We start from the raw sequence: 19,259 nt of genomic DNA, 5'->3' as shown, positions 1-19,259 counted from the left end.
ACCGTGTTCAGCGGTTGTACTGACCGAAGTCGTACTCCTCCAGCGGAACCGCCTCGCCGGAGCCCTGGCCGAAGGCGTACTCGGCGCCCTCGTCGTAGGACCCGACGGAGTAGACGGCCGCCTTGGCCTCTTCGGTCGGCTCCACCCGGATGTTGCGGTACTGGGGCATGCCCGTACCGGCCGGGATCAGCTTTCCGATGATGACGTTCTCCTTCAGGCCCACCAGCGGGTCGGACTTGGCGTGGATCGCCGCGTCCGTGAGCACCCGGGTGGTCTCCTGGAAGGAGGCCGCCGACAGCCACGACTCGGTGGCCAGCGACGCCTTCGTGATGCCCATGAGCTGAGGCCGGCCGACCGCGGGCTGACCGCCCTCGGACACGATGGCGCGGTTGAACTCCTCGAACCGCGGCCGCTCGATCAGCTCCACACCGGGCAGCATGTCGGTGTCGCCGGACTCCAGCACCTGGACCCGCTTCAGCATCTGCCGAACGATGATCTCGATGTGCTTGTCGTGGATGGACACACCCTGGGACCGGTAGACCTCCTGCACCTGGTCGACCAGGTGCAGCTGGACCGCGCGCGGGCCGAGGATGCGCAGCACCTCGTGAGGGTTGATCGCACCCTCGATGAGCTGCTGACCGACGTAGACCCGGTCGCCGTCCTTGATCTTCAGCCGCGACCGCATCGGCACCGGGTAGGCGATCTCCTCGCCACCGTCGTCCGGGATGACCACGATCTTGCGGGTCTTCTCGGTCTCGTCGATGCGGATCCGGCCGGCCACCTCGCTGATCGGGGCGACACCCTTGGGGATGCGCGCCTCGAACAGCTCCTGGACACGCGGCAGACCGTGCGTGATGTCGATACCCGCCACACCACCGGTGTGGAAGGTACGCATCGTCAGCTGGGTGCCGGGCTCGCCGATCGACTGGGCGGCGATGATGCCGACCGCCTCGCCGACGTCCACGAGCTTGCCGGTGGCCAGCGAACGGCCGTAGCACATCGCGCAGACACCGATCTTGGACTCACAGACCAGCGCGCTCCGCGTACGGACCTCGGCGATGCCCACCTCGATGAGGCGGTTGATGACGATGTCCGTGAGGTCGGTGCCGCCCGGGTAGATGACGGTGCCATCGACCTCGATGTCCTCGGCGATGTTGCGTCCGACGAGGCTGTTCTCGGAGTTCGCCACCTTGATCAGGGAGCCGTCGGATCCCTTGGTCGCGATCGCGAACTTGATCGTGCGCTCGGTGCCGCAGTCGTCCTCGCGGACGATGACGTCCTGCGCGACGTCGACCAGACGACGGGTCAGGTAGCCCGAGTCGGCGGTACGCAGAGCGGTGTCGGCCAGACCCTTACGGGCACCGTGCGTGGCGATGAAGTACTCGACCACGGACAGGCCCTCACGGAAGGACGACTTGATCGGCCGCGGGATGGTCTCACCCTTGGGGTTGGAGACCAGACCACGCATACCGGCGATCTGCCGGAGCTGCAGCGGGTTACCGCGAGCACCGGAGTTGATCATCATCCAGATCGGGTTGGTGGCGGGGAACGCCGCCTCCATGTCCTTGGCGACGTCGGTCGTGGCGTGGGTCCAGATCTCGATGAGCTCCTGACGGCGCTCGTCGTCGGTGATCAGACCCCGGTCGTACTCCCGCTGCACCTTGTCGGCACGCTTCTCGTACGACGCCATGATCTCCGCCTTGTTCGGCGGGGCGATGACGTCGTCGATGGCGATGGTGACGCCGGAACGGGTCGCCCACTTGAAGCCGGTGTCCTTCAGCGCGTCGAGCGCGTTGGCCACGTCGACCTTCGGGTACGTCTCGGCCAGCTCGTTGACGATCACCGAGAGCTGCTTCTTGCCGACCTCGTAGTTCACGAACGGGAAGTCGGCGGGGAGCGCCTCGTTGAACAGGAGACGGCCGAGGGTGGTCTCGAGGCGGTACGGCTGCCCCTCCTCGTATCCCTCCGGCGCGACCCAGCCGCGCGGCGGCGGGACGTCCTTGACCCGGACCTGGACCGTGGCCTGCAGGTCCAGCTCGTTGCGGTCGTAGGCCATGATCGCCTCGGAGAGGGTCGAGAACGTACGGCCTTCGCCGTCCGCATCCTTCTTCTCCGTGGTCAGCCAGAACAGGCCGATGACCATGTCCTGGGTCGGCATCGTGACCGGCTTGCCGTCGGACGGCTTGAGGATGTTGTTGGTCGAGAGCATCAGGATGCGCGCCTCGGCCTGGGCCTCGGCCGACAGCGGCAGGTGCACGGCCATCTGGTCACCGTCGAAGTCCGCGTTGAACGCGGTGCAGACGAGTGGGTGAATCTGGATGGCCTTGCCCTCGACCAGCTGCGGCTCGAAGGCCTGGATGCCCAGGCGGTGCAGTGTCGGCGCCCGGTTGAGCAGCACCGGGTGCTCGGTGATGACCTCTTCGAGCACGTCCCACACGGCCGGGCGTGCACGCTCGACCATGCGCTTGGCGCTCTTGATGTTCTGTGCGTGGTTGAGGTCGACCAGCCGCTTCATGACGAAGGGCTTGAACAGCTCCAGAGCCATCTGCTTGGGCAGGCCGCACTGGTGAAGCCGGAGCTGCGGGCCGACGACGATGACCGAACGGCCCGAGTAGTCGACGCGCTTGCCGAGCAGGTTCTGACGGAACCGGCCCTGCTTGCCCTTGAGCATGTCGGACAGCGACTTGAGCGGACGGTTGCCGGGCCCGGTGACGGGCCGACCACGGCGGCCGTTGTCGAACAGCGCGTCGACGGCCTCCTGAAGCATCCGCTTCTCGTTGTTGACGATGATCTCGGGCGCGCCGAGGTCGAGCAGCCTCTTCAGCCGGTTGTTCCGGTTGATGACGCGGCGGTACAGGTCGTTGAGGTCGCTCGTGGCGAACCGGCCACCGTCGAGCTGCACCATCGGGCGCAGGTCCGGCGGGATCACCGGGATGCAGTCGAGCACCATGCCCTGCGGGCTGTTGCGCGTGTTGAGGAAGGCGGAGACGACCTTGAGGCGCTTGAGTGCACGAGCCTTCTTCTGGCCCTTGCCGCTGCGAATGATCTCCCGCAGGCGCTCCGACTCCTCGTCGAGGTCGAAGTTCTGCAGGCGCTTCTGGATCGCCGCGGCGCCCATGCCACCCTCGAAGTAGCGGCCGAAACGGTCGCGCATCTCGCGGTAGAGCAGTTCGTCGCCCTCGAGGTCCTGGATCTTGAGGTTGCGGAAGCGGTTCCACACCTCGTCGAGGCGGTCGAGCTCGCGCTGGGCCCGGTCGCGGATCTGCTTGATCTCGCGCTCGGCGGCCTCGCGCACCTTGCGGCGCTGGTCGCCCTTGGCGCCTGCGGCCTCAAGCTCGGCGAGGTCCTGCTCGAGCTTCTTCTGCCGGGCCTCGATCTCGGAGTCGCGGCGCTGCTCGATCTGCTGCCGCTCCACGGAGATCTTTGCCTCGAGCGAAGGCAGGTCGCGCTCACGCGCGTCGGTGTCGACCGTCGTGATCATGTAGGCCGCGAAATAGATGATCTTTTCGAGGTCCTTGGGCGCCAGGTCCAGGAGGTATCCCAGACGGCTCGGCACGCCCTTGAAGTACCAGATGTGAGTGACGGGAGCGGCCAGCTCGATGTGGCCCATCCGCTCACGCCGTACCTTGGCGCGGGTCACCTCGACGCCGCAGCGCTCACAGATGATGCCCTTGAAGCGGACGCGCTTGTACTTGCCGCAGTAGCATTCCCAGTCGCGGGTCGGACCGAAGATCTTCTCGCAGAAGAGTCCGTCCTTCTCGGGCTTGAGCGTCCGGTAGTTGATGGTCTCTGGCTTCTTGACCTCGCCGTGTGACCACTGCCGGATGTCGTCTGCCGTCGCCAGGCCGATCCGCAGCTCGTCGAAGAAGTTGACGTCGAGCACTTTGTTAACCAGTCCCCTGCTGTCGTATGCCGTTCCCAGGTCGCGGCCGCCGGGCCGGGCGCTTTCGCGCCGGCCCGGCAATCCGCTCGCTAGACCTCTTCGACACTGCTCGGCTCACGCCGGGACAGGTCGATGCCGAGCTCCTCCGCCGCGCGGAAGACGTCCTCGTCGGTGTCACGCATCTCGATGGACATGCCGTCGCTGGAGAGCACCTCGACGTTGAGGCACAGCGACTGCATTTCCTTGATCAGCACCTTGAAGGACTCAGGGATGCCCGGCTCAGGGATGTTCTCGCCCTTGACGATGGCCTCGTAGACCTTCACGCGGCCGAGAACGTCGTCGGACTTGATGGTGAGCAGCTCCTGGAGGGCGTAGGCGGCGCCGTACGCCTCCAGTGCCCAGACCTCCATCTCACCGAAGCGCTGGCCACCGAACTGGGCCTTACCGCCGAGCGGCTGCTGGGTGATCATGGAGTACGGGCCGGTCGACCGCGCGTGGATCTTGTCATCGACCAGGTGGAGCAGCTTCAGAATGTAGATGTAACCGACCGCGATCGGGTCCTTGAAGGGCTCACCGGTGCGACCGTCGAACATCCGCGCCTTGCCGGTCTTCTGCACCATGCGCTCGCCGTCGCGGTTCGGCATGGTGCTGTCGAGCAGCTCGGTGATCTCTTCCTCGCGGGCGCCGTCGAAGACCGGTGTCGCGACGTTGGTGCCGGGATCGGCACTGTCCGCCCCGATGGCCTTCAGGTTGCGCTTCCAGTCGGCGTCGTCTCCGTCGACCTTCCAGCCTCGGCTGGCCACCCACCCGAGGTGGGTCTCCAGAACCTGGCCGACGTTCATTCGGCCGGGAACACCGAGCGGGTTGAGGACGATGTCGACCGCGGTGCCGTCCTCAAGGAACGGCATGTCCTCGACGGGCAGCACCTTGGAGATGACGCCCTTGTTGCCGTGGCGGCCGGCCAGCTTGTCGCCGTCGGTGATCTTGCGCTTCTGGGCCACGTAGACGCGGACCAGCTCGTTCACGCCCGGAGGGAGCTCGTCGCCCTCTTCCCGGCTGAACACGCGGACACCGATGACCTTGCCGGACTCACCGTGCGGAACCTTCAGCGAGGTGTCGCGGACCTCACGGGCCTTCTCACCGAAGATCGCGCGCAGAAGGCGCTCCTCCGGGGTCAGCTCGGTCTCGCCCTTGGGCGTGACCTTGCCGACGAGAATGTCGCCCGTGGTGACCTCGGCACCGATGCGGATGATGCCGCGCTCGTCCAGGTCGGACAGGACCTCTTCGGAGACGTTCGGGATGTCCCGGGTGATCTCCTCCGGGCCCAGCTTGGTGTCACGGGCGTCGACCTCGTGCTCCTCGATGTGAATCGAGGAGAGGACGTCGTCCTGCACCAGTCGCTGCGACAGGATGATCGCGTCTTCGTAGTTGTGGCCCTCCCAGGGCATGAACGCCACCAGGAGGTTCTTGCCGAGCGCCATCTCACCGTTGTCGGTACACGGACCGTCGGCGACGACCGTGCCGACCTCGACCCGCTGGCCTTCGTTCACGATGGGCTTCTGGTTGAAGCACGTGCCCTGGTTGGAGCGCTTGAACTTGGCGACACGGTAGGTCGTGCGCGTGCCGTCGTCGTTCATCACCGTGATGTAGTCGGCCGAGACCTCCTCGACGACACCGGCCTTTTCGGCCACGATGACGTCGCCGGCGTCGGTCGCCGCGCGGTACTCCATGCCCGTGCCCACCAGCGGTGCCTCACTGCGGAGCAGTGGCACCGACTGGCGCTGCATGTTGGAGCCCATGAGCGCGCGGTTCGCGTCGTCGTGCTCGAGGAACGGGATCATGGCCGTCGCGACCGACACCATCTGGCGCGGTGAGACGTCCATGTAGTCCACGTCGGTCGGCGGGATGAACTCGATCTCGCCGCCCTTACGCCGGACCAGGACGCGGTTTTCCTTGAAGTCGCCGTTGTCCTCGATCGGCGTGTTCGCCTGGGCGACGACGTGCCGGTCCTCTTCGTCCGCGGTGAGGTAGTCGATCTGCTCGGTGACCCGGCCGTCGACGACCTTGCGGTAAGGCGTCTCGATGAAGCCGAAGGAGTTGACCCGGCCGTACGAGCTCAGTGAGCCGATCAGACCGATGTTCGGGCCTTCCGGCGTCTCGATCGGGCACATGCGGCCGTAGTGCGACGGGTGAACGTCGCGGACCTCCATGCCCGCACGCTCACGTGACAGACCGCCCGGGCCGAGGGCCGACAGACGCCGCTTGTGCGTCAGGCCCGCGAGCGGGTTGGTCTGGTCCATGAACTGCGAGAGCTGGCTGGTGCCGAAGAACTCCTTGATGGAGGCGACGACCGGCCGGATGTTGATCAGCGTCTGGGGCGTGATCGCCTCGACGTCCTGCGTGGTCATCCGCTCGCGGACGACACGCTCCATCCGGGCCAGACCCAGGCGCACCTGGTTTTGGATCAGCTCGCCGACCGTACGCAGACGACGGTTGCCGAAGTGGTCGATGTCGTCGGTCTCGACGGGGATGCTACGACCCGCCGGAGCGGTCATCTCTTCCTCGCCGGCGTGCAGCCTGACCATGTAGTCGATGGTCGTGACGACGTCGTCTTCGGTCAGCGTGCCCTGCGAGAGCTCCAGGTCGACGCCGAGCTTCTTGTTGACCTTGTAGCGGCCGACCTTCGCGAGGTCGTAGCGCTTCGGGTTGAAATAGAGATTTTCAAGCAGCGTCTGCGCGGACTCCTTGGTCGGAGGCTCGCCCGGACGCAGCTTGCGGTAGATGTCGAGCAGGGCATCGTCCTGCCCGCTGGTGTGGTCCTTCTCCAGGGTGATCCGCATCGACTCGTAGTCGCCCCAGCGCTCGAGAATGCGGGCGTCATCCCAGCCGAGCGCCTTGAGCAGAACGGTGACGCTCTGCTTGCGCTTACGGTCGATCCGGACGCCGACGTTGTCGCGCTTGTCGACCTCGAACTCGAGCCATGCACCCCGGGAGGGGATCACCTTGCAGCCGAAGATGTCCTTGTCGGACGTCTTGTCCAGCGACCGGTCGAAGTAGACGCCGGGCGAACGGACGAGCTGCGAGACGACGACACGCTCGGTGCCGTTGATGATGAAGGTGCCCTTCGGCGTCATGAGCGGGAAGTCACCCATGAACACCGTCTGGCTCTTGATCTCCCCCGTGGAGTTGTTGATGAACTCCGCCGTGACGAACATCGGGGCGGAGAAGGTCATGTCCTTGTCTTTGCACTCCTCAACGGAGTACTTCGGCGGCTCGAACCGATGATCACGGAACGAGAGGGACATGGTGCCGGAGAAGTCTTCGATGGGACTGATCTCTTCGAAGATCTCCTCAAGTCCCGACTGTGTCGGGACATCCTTACGACCGGCCTGCTGGGCCGCATCGACCCGGGCCTTCCACCTCTCGTTACCGAGCAACCAGTCAAAGGACTCGGTTTGCAGCGCGAGGAGGTCCGGAACTTCCAGAGGCTCCTTGATTCGCGCAAAAGAAACGCGGTTCGGACCGGTTGCGGTAGTCGAGGCGTTGCGCGAGGCTGCCAAGAGTGGTCCTTCCGAGGGCTCGCGGCGGACTGACGACGCGCACGCCAGATCATCCACGTCCCAAAACCGTGCAAGATGGACTCTCGACGGTCTCTCAGGTTGTGGATAATCAGAGGGCAGCGCAAAGGGGCAGTGTAGCCAAAGACTACACCGCTGGCAAGCGCAGCACCGCAGTATGCATCACAGTTGCTCCGCAGCATCGCTCGTCAGCGGCCCCACGTCAAGACTAGACATGGACATTTCGCCCGCTCATCGGGCGTGACGAAGACCATAGTTTAGGCGACGCCCGCCCGACCTCCAAATCTCAGTATCCGGACATCCTGAGAGATGCCAAGGCAGTGAGGCTTGAGGGTTCGTGTGAACGGTGAAGCGTCGCCGGTGGTTCCATGATCGGTCGCCGGTCGGCTCGATGATCGGTCGAGGGTGGTTGTGGACGAACCACGGGTCGTGAGGGCCGGTGGGCGATCAGTAGTCGGCCCGTGGCAGTTTGGCCGGTGGTCGACCGGCCCGAGGGCTGGCTCGACCACGATGGGTGTTTGGTGGTTGTTCGTTCTAACGTCGGCGAACCGCGAACGATTCCCTGTCGCTGAAGATGGCATCCCGGCGGAGGTTTAGACGGCCGGATTCGGTGGCCTGGCCGGGGCGTGTGGTCCGGGGCCGATGATCAAGTCGCTCTTGCGGGATCCAGACTTACGCTGCTCCGGCGGAGGGCGCCGGCCGGTGCTCGCTTGTTAACCTGCTGCCGATGATGTCCGACGAAGAGGCGTGGCGTGCCGAGGAAGAGGCGTGGCGTGCCCAAGAGGCGGCGTGGCATGCCGAGGCGGACAGCGTCTTCGCCGCCCTCCTTGCCAAGGTCGAGGTGGAGCGGCCGGCACCTGGCTCACGCTTTGTGAGCGAGCTTGAGAGCGAGGCGGCGGGCTGGCTCGTGAGCCTCGCGCTGCGATGCGACGAACGCGAGTACGTAGAGGCATGGTGTCTCCGCCTCGGCCACGGCCTGCCTTCCGGGCATCCAATGCTGGGGCTGTCGGGGCTGTGCATCGGACATCTGTCGCGCCGCTTCGGATGTGTGAGCAGCGAGGCACGCGCCCTCGTCGAGGAACTGGCGGCCCGCTGCCGCCGCGATCCCACCGACGTCGATGGGAACGCGATCTCCGGGCTTGAAGACGTCGAATCGTACGCACCCCGGCATCCCCGGATCGCGAAGCTCGCCCGATGGCCTCGCCGCACCTGGTACCGGCTCCGGTCGAAGTTCGGCCGCTCCTGACGGCCGCGCCCGCGACGCGACCACGGACAGCGGCCACGGCTACCCGAGCGGTGCGTCAGCGCCCGGACGGCCGTCGAGGCAGACCGTCTGCTCGCGCGCGGGCGACCTAAGTGCGACGTCCCTCCGGGACGGACCCCGGCTCAGACATCGACCCCACGCGAGCGCATCGCCGAATCCACCCACCGTCGGCTCGGCGATCGGGGATGGCGGCGCGGCGGTCTTGTCAGTGGCCTGAGGACGAATGCGACGGCTTGCCGGACGGAGCCTTGGCCCCCTTGGACGGGGCGGACTTGGACGGGGCCGGGGTGCTCGGGGTCGACGCCGCCGGCGGAGGTGTGGTCATGCGCGGGCCGTCGATCAGCCACTTCTTGCCGACCTTCTGCATCGAGAGCCGTGGCCAGGAGGTGTCGACCTGGGGCTCCTTGTGCGCGGCGTTGACCGAGATCATCTTGACGAAGAGCACGACCTGGACCCGGGTCGGCGTGGCGTCCGTCACGCCGGTGACCTGGATCTGGGTCAGGGCCTGGGTCTGGCTCTTCTCCACCGACGGGCGGAAGATCTGCCAGTAGTCGCCGAAGGACTTGGCCATTCCCGGGGTCATCTCGGACTTGGCCTTGCTCAGGTCGTAGTCGAGCGTGCGGAAGTTGTAGGACAGCAGGTCCTTGGCCTCCGACTGCGCGGCGGCGCGGGCGTCCGCGCGGGCGCGTTCGACCGCTTGGTCCTGGGTGGTCTGGTGCCACAGGTAGACGCATGCGCCGGCCATGACCACGCACGCGGACGCGAGCAGGGCCAGGAACTTCGTCGCGGGCGACCGTTTGTCCTCCGCCTTGCCCTTCTCCGGCCCGGCAGGCATGTCGGTCTCCTGGCTCTTGCGTCGGGTCGTACGTCCAGTCGCAACCGTCATTGCAGACCGCCCATACCGGAGACCTTCCAATCGTCGCCGTGCTTGGTGAGCTGCACCTGCGCGCTCGCCCAGGAGGAGACCGGGGTCTTGACCTGGCTCGACTGCGAGGTGCGCTTCACGGTCACCATGACCTCGGCGGACTTGGAACTGATCGTGACCACACCCGAGGCATAGACGACGGCACTGGAAACGAGCTGGTTGCCGACCACGGTCTGCTTCCAGGTCGAGCCGAGCTGCTGGACCGCCTGCGCCTTGAACGCGCTGTCCAGGTCGGCGTACACGCGCTGCGTGTCCTGGTCGAAGGACTGGTAGCTGATCCCGTAGAAGTGCGTGACGACCCGGCGTGCGACGTCCTGTACGGCGGCGATGTCGGACCTGCGGGTGTCGGCGGCGTACGTCTTGTCCGCGAGGAAGCCCGCCCACACCGTCAGGGCGACGAAGACCAGGCCGAGCGCGACGAACGCGGCTCCGAGCCGGCCCAGGTGGGGCCGGCCGATGCGGGGCCGGCGGCTGAGCATCGCCCCCAGCCGGCCGCCGCGGCCGGTACTCAGCCGACGATCGGACTCAGCAGAAGCGTCTGCCATGAAGCGTCTCCCGTCAGTTGACTGACCTTGCCCAACCGGTACCGCTTCCCGTCGGGCCCCACGTACACGCGGGTCCGGGGATCGTAGCCGGTGATGAATAGCGTCTGAAGTCCAGACGATGGAGTCTGGGCGTCTCCTGTGGACTGCTTGGACGATGCCTGCTTGGCCGCGTCGCCGGAGGACCCCTGGTCGGCGTCCGGCGATCCGCCGGAGTAGCTGCGCTCGTACGGGAACCCGGCACCGGAGGTGGCACCGGCCGGCAGGGCCGGGTACGGGTCCGGCGGCGGCGCGTTGCGAGAGCCGCGTACGTCGGAGGTGGAGTTCTTCGGCAGCTTGCACGAGGCCTTCGGGTTGACGCTCGCCGGGCGCGTGTCCTGGGGATAACGCACCCGCGTGCTCTCGTACCCCTTGGTGCAGACGGGCGGCGCGTTGAGGTTGAGCTCCACGCCGAAGTGCACGGTGCCATCGCCCGGTGCCGCGGTGAACGCCCCGCCCACGATCAGCGGATAGGTCACCAGCATCTGCCGGAGCTGGGGATAGCGCGAGGTCAGCACCTGCCCGATCACCGAGCCGTTGGCCAGCAGCGTGGGCAGCGTGGGCTCCAGGCGTTCGAACAGGTCGTTCGCCTGGGTCAGCGTGCCGGGCGTGGTGTTCAGCACCGACCGTACGTCGCCGTCGTCGTGCTTGAGCTCGCTGGTCAGCGAGGCCAGGTCGCGCGAGAACTGCTTGAACGTCGGGCCGATGTCGGCCTGCGTGTCGAGCACCGTGCGCCCGTTGTTGAGCAGCTGGATCGTCTCGGGGTACGTGTCGTTCAGCGCGTCCAGGATCTGCTTGTTCGAGTCGAGCAGTGACTGCAGGTCAGGACCGGTGCCCGACAGGCCCTTGTCAAGCTCGTCGATGACCGTCCCGAGGTCCTTGGGGTTGACCGTGCGTACGAGCGCGTCGACGTTGTGCAGCAGCTCGTACGTCTGCACCGGCAGGTGGGTGTGGTCGCGCGGGATGGTCGAGCCGTCCTTGAGCGAGGGCCCGTTGCCCGCCGGACGCAGGTCGATGTACTGCTCGCCGACGCCGGAGCGGTTGAGGACGTAGGCCTGTACGCCGTTGGCCGGCACCTTCTTGCCCCGGTCGATGCGCAGCTCGACGCGTATGCCGTCCTTGGTCAGGTGCAGTGGGCCGACGCGGCCGACCGTGACGCCGCGGTAGGTGACCTCGGCGTTGCTGAAGATGCCGCCGGAGTCGGCGAGGTCGACGTAGACCCGGTAGCGCAGGTCGAGCACGCCCTTGCCGATGCCGATGATGTTGACCGCGGTGTAGGCCATGGTGATGACCGTGATGACCGCGAAGATCAGCAGCTGGATCTTGACTCCACGTTTGATGATCACGCGGTGCCTCCGCTCAGCAGTGTGCCGAGATCGTCGCCCGGCGGCCCGCCCATGCCGAGCGGTGGCAGGATCCCGCCGAGCCCGCCGGTGTCACCCTTGCCACCGGTCCCGCCCGCGCCGCCGTTCTGCTGCGACCCGCCGGAGGTGAGCGACGGCAGCACGCCGAGTGGCGTGTCCGGGACGCTCGTACGCGGCGGGGGCAGCAGGCCCTGCAGCTTGTCCGCGGCCTTGGAGACCCCTTCGAGGGGCGTACCGGCCAGGAAGTTGTGCGCGATGTCGCCCACGTTGAGGTCGAGCGAGACGAACAGGTTGCCGTAGTCGCCCTTGAGCGCCTGGGAGACCGTCTGCGGGAACGGGAAGGTGAACAGGCCGCCAAGGATCTTGGGGATCACGCTGCTGGCCTTGTTGGTGTTGTTCAGGATCTGCTGCAGCGACTGGAGGTTCGCCACCGTGTCGCCCTGCGACCGGTTGATGATCCGGGTCGCGACCGTGCCCAGCTTGTCCATGTTGACGAGCAGCTTGGTGAGGTCCTTGCGCTGCGAGGCCAGGACCTTCACCGCCGGGCCGGTGCTGTCGATCGTGTCGGCGATCGTCTTGTTGTGCTTGGCCAGCGTGGCCGCCAGCTGGTCGACCTTGTCGATGGTGGTGACGATCTGGCCCTTCTGCCGGTCGAGCGTGCCGACGAAGGTGTTGAGCCGGCCGAGCACGTCACGCAGCTGCACGGTGTGGCCCTGCAGGGCGGCGTTGAGTTCGTGGGTGATCGTGGAGATCTGCTCCAGGCCGCCGCCGGTGATGAGCATCGACATCGCCGACAGCACCTCCTCGACCTCGGTGCTCCGTGAGGTGCGGTCGAGCGGGATCTCGGCGCCCTGCGTGAGCTTGCCCTGAGGCGTCTGGCCCTGCGGGGCGGAGAGCGCGACGAACTTCTCACCCAGGAGGCTGGTCTGGGAGATGGAGGCGACCGCGTTGGCCGGTAGGTCGACCGAGTCGCGGAGCTTGCAGGTCACCACGGCCTTCCAGTCGACCAGGTCGATCTTGGTGACCATGCCGACCGGGACGTCGTTCACGCGGCATTCGGACTGCGGCACGAGGTCCAGGACGTTCTCGAAGACCATCTTGACTTCGTAGGGGTTCGAGCCGGTGTTCACGCCGCCCGGCAGGGGCAGCGACGACACGCCCTTGAACGTGCACCCCGACACCGTGGCGCTGAGCGCGAGCACCATCGCGAGAGCCCGCGGCGCCACGGAACGCACCGTCCCTCGCCCGGTGGCGCGCCGCTTCGCACTCATGATCGCGCCTCCCCTGTCACTAGGCGGCACGGCACTCGGCGGTCGGGACACTTCGTACCTCTCATGCTCAGGGGAAGATCGGCAGCGTGTCGCCGCCGGACGGCGGTGTCGTGGACCGCGGGGTCGTGGACCCCGGCGACGTCGTGGACGGCGGCGCGACTCCGACCGGCAGCGGGATGATGTTCTGCAGGTAGCCGTCGAACCAGCGACCCGAGCCCGTGGCGTCCGCCGAGACCGTGACATAGGGCCCGAGGACCTGTACGGCCCGGTCCAGGTTGTTCTGGTTGCGGTTGAGGATGCCGACGACCTTGTGCAACTGCACCAGCGCCGGGTTGAGCGTGGCGCGGTTCTCCTCGACCGTGGCGGTGATCTGCTCGGACAAGTTCACCGTGCCGGAGAGCAGCGAGCGTACCGCCGCGCGCCGGTCGTCGATCTCCTGCAGGAGCAGCGAACCATCGGACACCAGCTTCGACAGGTCGCCGCTGCGGTCGGCGAGCAGCTTGGTCACGTTGCTCGTGTGGCCGAGCAGGTCGCTCAGCGAGTCGTCGCGCGAGGCGATCGCGCGTGAGATCTTCTGCAACCCCTCGAGCGTCCCGTGGACGTTGGCCGAGGAACCCTGCAGCGTGGCCGTCAGCGTGGTGAAGGCCTTGCTCAACTGCGGCACGTTGATCTTCTGCAACTGCCCGCTGAGGTCCTGGAGCGCGGACACCACGTCGTACGCGGGTGTCGTGCGCGAGGTCGGGATCTCCGAGTGCGGCGACTGCCGCCGCGCGCCACTCGGCCGGATCTCCAGATAGTGCGCGCCGAGAAGCGTGCCGATCTTGATCTGCGCCCGCGACTGCGTACCGAAATGCACCTTGTCGTCGACCCGGAAGACGACCTTCACGTGGTCGCCCTCCAACCCCACTTTCATCACCTTGCCGACCTTCACGCCCGCGATCCGCACGTCCTCCTGCGGTTTCAGCCCGCTGGCCTCCGTAAAGGCGGCCGCGTACTTCGTCCCGCTCTCGAAGCGCGTCAGATTGAAAGAGAGAGCCATTAGCAAGATCACGAAGGCGATGCCGAGCACGCCCATGCGTAGAGGATCCCGCTCCTGGAACGACCGTTTCATGGCCGTACTCCCCTTCTCGCCCGAGCGAGAACTGGATCATCCTTTGCATCGGGCGTTCTCGTTCACGATCTGTGGGGTGTTGTAGGAGACCTTTCCGGGCAACCCGATCTGGGCGTCGAGGCTGCAGAGGTAGAAGTTGAAGAAGGAACCGTAGGACGCCGCCCGGTCGAGCAGCGTGAAGTTGGTGGGCATCGAGGCGAACGCCTCGTCCAGCTTGTCGCCGTTGGCCGCGAGCACCTTCGAGAGCTGTCCGAGCGTGGCGATGTCCTGCTTGAGCGGGGGGCGCACCTGGGTGAGCAGGCCGTTGGTGGCGCCGATGAGCTGGTTCACGCTGACGAGGGAGTCGCCGATCGCCTTACGGTCGCCGGACAGGCCCGAGACGAGGCTCCGCAGGTCCGTGATGAGCGAGGAGACCTCCTGGTCGCGCGAGTCGATCGTGGTGATCACCTTGTCGAGGTTGTCGATCACTCGGCCGATGACCTCGTCGCGGTTGCCCAGCGTCTGGGTCAGCGAGGACACGTGTGCGAGCAGCCCGTTGACCGTGCCGCCCTCGCCCTGGAGCACCTGGATGATCTCGTACGAGAGCTGGTTGACGTCCTGCGGCTTGATCGCGCGCAGCAGCGGCCGGAAGCCGTTGAACAGCGCCGTCAGGTCGAGCGCGGGCTGGGTCTGCTCCTTCGGGATGAGGCCGTTCGGCGGCAGTGCGCCGCCCTGGCCGTTGCCCTGGGTCAGCGAGACGTACCGCTGGCCCATCAGGTTGCGGTAGCGGAGCTGGGCCTGCGTGCTGCGCGGCAGCGTCTCGGTCTTGAGCACCGAGACCGTCACCTGCGCGAGGTCACCGCGGTAGAGCTTGATCGAGTCGACCTGGCCCACGCGTACGCCCGCGATGCGGACCTCGTCGCCGGGGATAACCCCGGCCGCGTCGGTGAAGATCAGACGGTACTTCGTGTTGGCGGTGAACTGCGTGTTGGAGATCGTGACGGCGAGCACCGCTGTGAAGAGCGTCGCGATCACCGCGAAGATGATCAGCTTGATGGCCGCGGAGGTCGTCTTCACTTGACCGTCACCATCATTCCGCTGGCGGCCGGGGCGTACAGCAGCGAGGCGATGTCGGACACCTGGTTCGCCGGGGTGCCCATCGCCGGGCCCATGAGGCTCTTGAGCATCGCGTCGTCGTCCGTCGAGGTGCCGGGCTTGATCAGAACGTCGGACAGGGATCGGCCGGCGCCGCCGGACCACCACTTGTCATCCTCGGTGCCGTCCAGCGTCTGGTACTGCGGGAACGGCACCTTGGGGTTCGGCAGGCCATAGCAGCGCGGGTTGCGCTGGTCCTTGAAGGACGGGGTGTCCAGGCCCGGCTTGAACGCCGGGCGCGGCTTGCTCAGCTCGATCGTGACGTGCACGCCGGGCTGGCCGCCGCCGACCGCCTTGACCAGTCTCGGCTGGAGCTTGGCCATGCCCTGGAACACACACGGGATGCTCGGGGAGTACTTCGCCACGAGCGCGAGTGCCTTCCGGTTGGCGAGCTGGGCTCCCACCAGCCGCGGCTCGTTGTCCTCGGCGAACGGCGTCAGCTTGCCGGTCAGGTTGATGCCCTTGTCGAGAATGGACACCAGCTGCGGCTCCTTGTCGACGATCGTGCGGCTGCTGACCTGGAGGTTCTGCATGATCGTGAACAGGTCGGGCGCAGCGGCGTTGAGGTTGTCGCTCACGGTGGAAAGCTGCCGCAGGTCGTGGATGATCGTCGGCAGGTGCGGGTTGAGCTTCGTGAGGTAGCTGTCGGCCAGGTCGATCGTCTGCCCGATCTCCTCACCACGGCCCTGCAGCGCGGTGGCCAGGGCGTTGAGAGTGGCGTTGAGCTTCTCCGGCTTGACCGCGGTGAGCAGCGGCATGATGTCGTCCAGGAGCTGGGTGACCTCGACCGCGGTGGTCGACTTGTCCTGGGCGATGACGTCGCCGCTCTTCAGGTGCGGCCCGGGGTTGGTCGCCGGCGGCACGAGGTCGACGTACTTCTCACCGAACACCGTCTTGGGCAGCATGCGGGCCGAGGAGTTGTCCGGGACCAGCGCCGCCTTTCCCGGGTCGAGCGCGAGGTCGATCGCGGCGCCGGTCGGCGTGGAGCGGATGCCCTTGACCTCGCCGACGATCAGTCCGCGCACCTTCACGTCGGAGTGCGGGACGAGTTGCAGGCCGGCCCGGTCGGCGTTCACCGTGACCCGGTAGACCGGGGTGAACGCCTTGTTGTACTGCGCGAGCATCAGCAGTACGAGCAGGACGACGACGATCACGAACGCCAGCCCGTAGAGCCGGTAGCGCAGGCGCTCCGACCACGAGCCGCCTGAGACCGTCGAACTCATGCGCTCTCCTCCGGATCACCCGACATCATCGCGACACTCATCTCGGCCTCAGCCCGCGATCCGAACGGTCGTCGTGGTGCCCCAGATCGCCATGCCCATGAGCAGGTCCACGATGTTGACGACCACGAGACTCGTGCGTACGGCACGCCCGACGGCCACACCGACGCCCGCCGGTCCGCCGCTGGCGTTGTAGCCGTAGTAGCAGTGGATGAGCATGACGAGGATGGCGAAGACGAGCACCTTGCCGAAGGACCACAGGACGTCATGCGGCGGTAGGAACAGATAGAAGTAGTGGTCATAGGTGCCGCTGGACTGGCCGAACGCCGTCGTGACGATCACCCGGGTGGCGAAGAACGAGGCCAGCAGGCCGATGACGTACAGCGGGATGACCGCGAGCATGCCGGCCACGAGCCGGGTCGTCACCAGGAACGGCAGCGACGGGACGCCCATGACCTCCAGCGCGTCGATCTCGTCGCTGATCCGCATCGCGCCGAGCTGGGCGGTGAAGCCGCAGCCGACCGTCGCGGACAGGGCCAGGGCCGAGACCGTGGGCGCCAGCTCACGTGTGTTGAAGTAGGCGGAGACGAAGCCGGCGAACGCCGCGCTGCCGATCTGGTTCAGCGCGTTGTAGCCCTGGAGGCCGACCTCGGTGCCGGTGAAGAACGTCATGAAGGCGACGATCGCGACGCTGCCGCCCATGACGGCCAGGCCACCGGTGCCCAGGCTGACCTCGGCCAGCAGCCGGATGACCTCTTTTTTGTAGCGGACGATGACTCGCCACACCCACGCGAAGGCGCGGACGTAGAAGGCCATCTGGTGACCGAAGTCCTCCAGCTTCTCCATCGGCGCGTCGATGATGCGTTTCGCCGTACGGAGCCCGCCGCGCGTACCCGCGCCGACCGTGCCCATCACATTCCCTTCTGCGGCACGAGCTGGAAGTACAGCGCGCTGAGCACGAAGTTCTCCACGAACAGGGCCATGGCCGCGATGACGACGGTCTGGTTGACGGCGTCACCGACGCCCTTGGGACCTCCGGAGGCGGTCAGCCCCTTGTAGGAGGCGACCAGCGCGGCGGTCACGCCGAACACCAGTGCCTTGACCTCCGCCTGGTAGAGGTCGGGAAGCTGGGCGAGACCACTGAAGGAGGACATGTACGCGCCCGGCGTGCCGCCCTGCAGCATGACGTTGAAGATGTAGCCGCCGGCGATGCCGACGACCGACACGATGCCGTTGAGGAAGAGCCCGACGAAGGCGCAGGCGAGCACCCGCGGCACCACGAGACGGTGCAGCGGGTTGATGCCGAGCACCTCCATCGCGTCGATCTCTTCCCTGATCTTCCGGGCGCCGAGGTCGGCGCAGATCGCCGATCCGGCCGCGGCGGCGATCAGGAGCGCGGTCACGATCGGGCTGGCCTCACGGACGATCGCCAGCACCGCGGTCGAGCCGGTCTGCGACTGCGCGCCGAGCTGCCGGATGAGGTTGCCGACCTGCAGCGACAGGATGGCGCCGAACGGGATGGCGACCATGATCGTGGGTGCCACCGTCACGCTGACGATGAACCACGCCTGCTGGAGGAACTCCCGCCACTGGAACGGCCACTTGAACGCCGCCCGGATGGTGTCGAGCGACATGGCGAAGAACCGGCCCGGCTCGCGGAAGATGACGTTGACGGCACCGTCCGCGACCGGCGCGAGCCTGCTCGGCCTCGGCTCGGGATCGGGCTCCACGCGCTCGGGTGCCCTGGCGTGCGTGGCCATCAGCGACCGCCCCCGACGGGGGTCCGCTCCGCGACGTAACGCGGCCATTCTTCGAGCCAGTTACGGCCGGCCTCGTCGACGAACGATCCAGGCGGCGGGACGATGCCGTTGGCGCGCAGCCACTCACCCGGCGCCCGCTGGGTCGTGCGGAGGCGGCCGTCCCCGGTCATCAGCTGGGGCGGGATGGGAGGCAACACGCCCGGGTCGTGTCCCATGCGTGCCTCGGCCTCCAGCTCGGAGACGTCCTTTTCCTCCGACATCCCGATCGGGCCGACCTTGCGCGCGTTGAGGAACTGGCGGACCACCGGCTCGTCGCTCGACAGCAGCATCTCGCGCGGACCGAACATCACCAGCTCCCGCCGGAACAGCAGGCCGATGTTGTCCGGGACGGTACGCGCGGTGTTGATGTCGTGGGTGACGATCAGCACGGTCGCGTGGGTCTCGGCGTTGAGATCGACGATCAGCTGGTTGAGGTACGCCGTACGTACCGGGTCCAGGCCGGAGTCGGGCTCGTCACACAGGATGATCTCTGGGTCGAGCACGAGCGCGCGGGCCAGGCCGGCGCGCTTGCGCATGCCTCCGGAGATCTCGCCGGGAAGTTTTCGTTCGGCCCCGAGCAGGCCGACCATCTCCATCTTTTCCATGACGATCTTCTTGACCGCCGACTCGGACTTCTTCGTGTGCTCCCGCAGCGGGAACGCGATGTTGTCGAAGAGGTTCATCGAGCCGAAGAGCGCGCCGTCCTGGAACAGGACGCCGAACAGCTTGCGGGTCTCGTACAGATCATGCTCACGGAGATGAGGCATGTCGCGATCGCCGATCCAGCAGTGACCGCGGTCGGGCTTGAGCAGCCCGACGAGCGTCTTGAGGAAGACCGACTTGCCGGTGCCGGACGGTCCGAGGAGGACGGAGATCTCTCCGGCAGGCAGAGTCAGCGTCACGTCCTCCCAGATGACCTGACGTCCGAAGGACTTGGTCAGTCCATCGACTCTGATTTCGACGCCCACTCGTCACCTTTCGTCCGGCCGGGGGGTATCCGGTACAACGAGCGAGTTACCGCTGAGTCACGTAGCCGTTTCGTACAGCGCCGCCGCAGGGGTGGCGGCGCGGCTCCGTGTAAGCGTGCAACTACCGTAGTCGTCCTTCCCCCTATTGGAGGGGGCTTGTG

Annotated in this window: 13 protein-coding genes; 1 reads left to right on the top strand and 12 read right to left on the bottom strand. The window is 66.7% G+C overall.

Going from position 1 to position 19,259, the window contains the following annotated elements:
• Window positions 1–7 precede the first annotated feature (7 nt).
• Both FB559_RS18175 and rpoB read right to left on the bottom strand, forming a co-directional pair.
• A complete protein-coding gene (locus FB559_RS18175; RefSeq protein ID WP_141956725.1) occupies window positions 8–3,883 on the bottom strand; it encodes a DNA-directed RNA polymerase subunit beta' in 3,876 nt (1,291 codons plus the stop codon).
• 89 nt (window positions 3,884–3,972) lie between these two features.
• Window positions 3,973–7,443 carry a DNA-directed RNA polymerase subunit beta gene (gene rpoB / locus FB559_RS18170; RefSeq protein WP_141956724.1) on the bottom strand — a complete coding sequence of 1,157 codons (3,471 nt, stop codon included), beginning with the start codon at window positions 7,441–7,443 and terminating at the stop codon, window positions 3,973–3,975.
• A gap of 745 nt (window positions 7,444–8,188) precedes the next feature.
• Here rpoB and FB559_RS43945 point away from each other — a divergent pair.
• On the top strand, window positions 8,189–8,707 hold the full coding sequence (locus FB559_RS43945) for a hypothetical protein (protein ID WP_185792280.1): 519 nt from the start codon (window positions 8,189–8,191) through the stop codon (window positions 8,705–8,707).
• A gap of 223 nt (window positions 8,708–8,930) precedes the next feature.
• Here the strand turns inward: FB559_RS43945 and FB559_RS18160 are convergent, their stop codons facing one another.
• From FB559_RS18160 to FB559_RS18115, 10 genes are all read right to left on the bottom strand, one after another.
• On the bottom strand, window positions 8,931–9,560 hold the full coding sequence (locus tag FB559_RS18160) for a hypothetical protein (protein WP_141956723.1): 630 nt from the start codon (window positions 9,558–9,560) through the stop codon (window positions 8,931–8,933).
• Window positions 9,561–9,607: 47 nt separating this feature from the next.
• Entirely contained in the window at window positions 9,608–10,195 is a 588-nt protein-coding gene (locus FB559_RS18155; RefSeq protein WP_141956722.1) for a hypothetical protein, read from the bottom strand.
• On the bottom strand, window positions 10,159–11,577 hold the full coding sequence (locus FB559_RS18150; RefSeq protein WP_141956721.1) for an MCE family protein: 1,419 nt from the start codon (window positions 11,575–11,577) through the stop codon (window positions 10,159–10,161). The genes FB559_RS18155 and FB559_RS18150 overlap by 37 nt, the downstream gene beginning before the upstream one ends.
• Window positions 11,574–12,866, bottom strand: coding sequence for an MCE family protein (locus FB559_RS18145; RefSeq protein WP_185792279.1), 1,293 nt, complete (start codon window positions 12,864–12,866; stop codon window positions 11,574–11,576). Before FB559_RS18145 ends, FB559_RS18150 begins: the two co-directional genes overlap by 4 nt.
• A 67-nt stretch (window positions 12,867–12,933) precedes the next feature.
• Entirely contained in the window at window positions 12,934–13,977 is a 1,044-nt protein-coding gene (locus FB559_RS18140; protein ID WP_141956719.1) for an MCE family protein, read from the bottom strand.
• A gap of 36 nt (window positions 13,978–14,013) precedes the next feature.
• Entirely contained in the window at window positions 14,014–15,033 is a 1,020-nt protein-coding gene (locus FB559_RS18135) for an MCE family protein (protein WP_141956718.1), read from the bottom strand.
• A complete protein-coding gene (locus FB559_RS18130) occupies window positions 15,030–16,334 on the bottom strand; it encodes an MCE family protein (RefSeq protein ID WP_141956717.1) in 1,305 nt (434 codons plus the stop codon). The genes FB559_RS18135 and FB559_RS18130 overlap by 4 nt, the downstream gene beginning before the upstream one ends.
• A 48-nt stretch (window positions 16,335–16,382) precedes the next feature.
• A complete protein-coding gene (locus FB559_RS18125) occupies window positions 16,383–17,243 on the bottom strand; it encodes an MlaE family ABC transporter permease (RefSeq protein ID WP_141956716.1) in 861 nt (286 codons plus the stop codon).
• The gene (locus tag FB559_RS18120) at window positions 17,243–18,091 is read right to left on the bottom strand and encodes an MlaE family ABC transporter permease (protein WP_141956715.1); all 849 of its coding nucleotides are present in this window, start codon (window positions 18,089–18,091) and stop codon (window positions 17,243–17,245) included. Before FB559_RS18120 ends, FB559_RS18125 begins: the two co-directional genes overlap by 1 nt.
• Window positions 18,091–19,098: an ABC transporter ATP-binding protein gene (locus FB559_RS18115; RefSeq protein ID WP_141956714.1), complete on the bottom strand. Its 1,008-nt coding sequence runs from the start codon at window positions 19,096–19,098 to the stop codon at window positions 18,091–18,093. The genes FB559_RS18120 and FB559_RS18115 overlap by 1 nt, the downstream gene beginning before the upstream one ends.
• Window positions 19,099–19,259: the final 161 nt, after the last annotated feature.

It is taken from the genome of Actinoallomurus bryophytorum (assembly GCF_006716425.1).
GTDB classification, from domain to species: Bacteria; Actinomycetota; Actinomycetes; order Streptosporangiales; family Streptosporangiaceae; genus Actinoallomurus; species Actinoallomurus bryophytorum.
The sequence above is the reverse complement of the archived record's forward strand: the minus strand, read 5'-3'. Positions and strand labels throughout refer to the sequence as shown.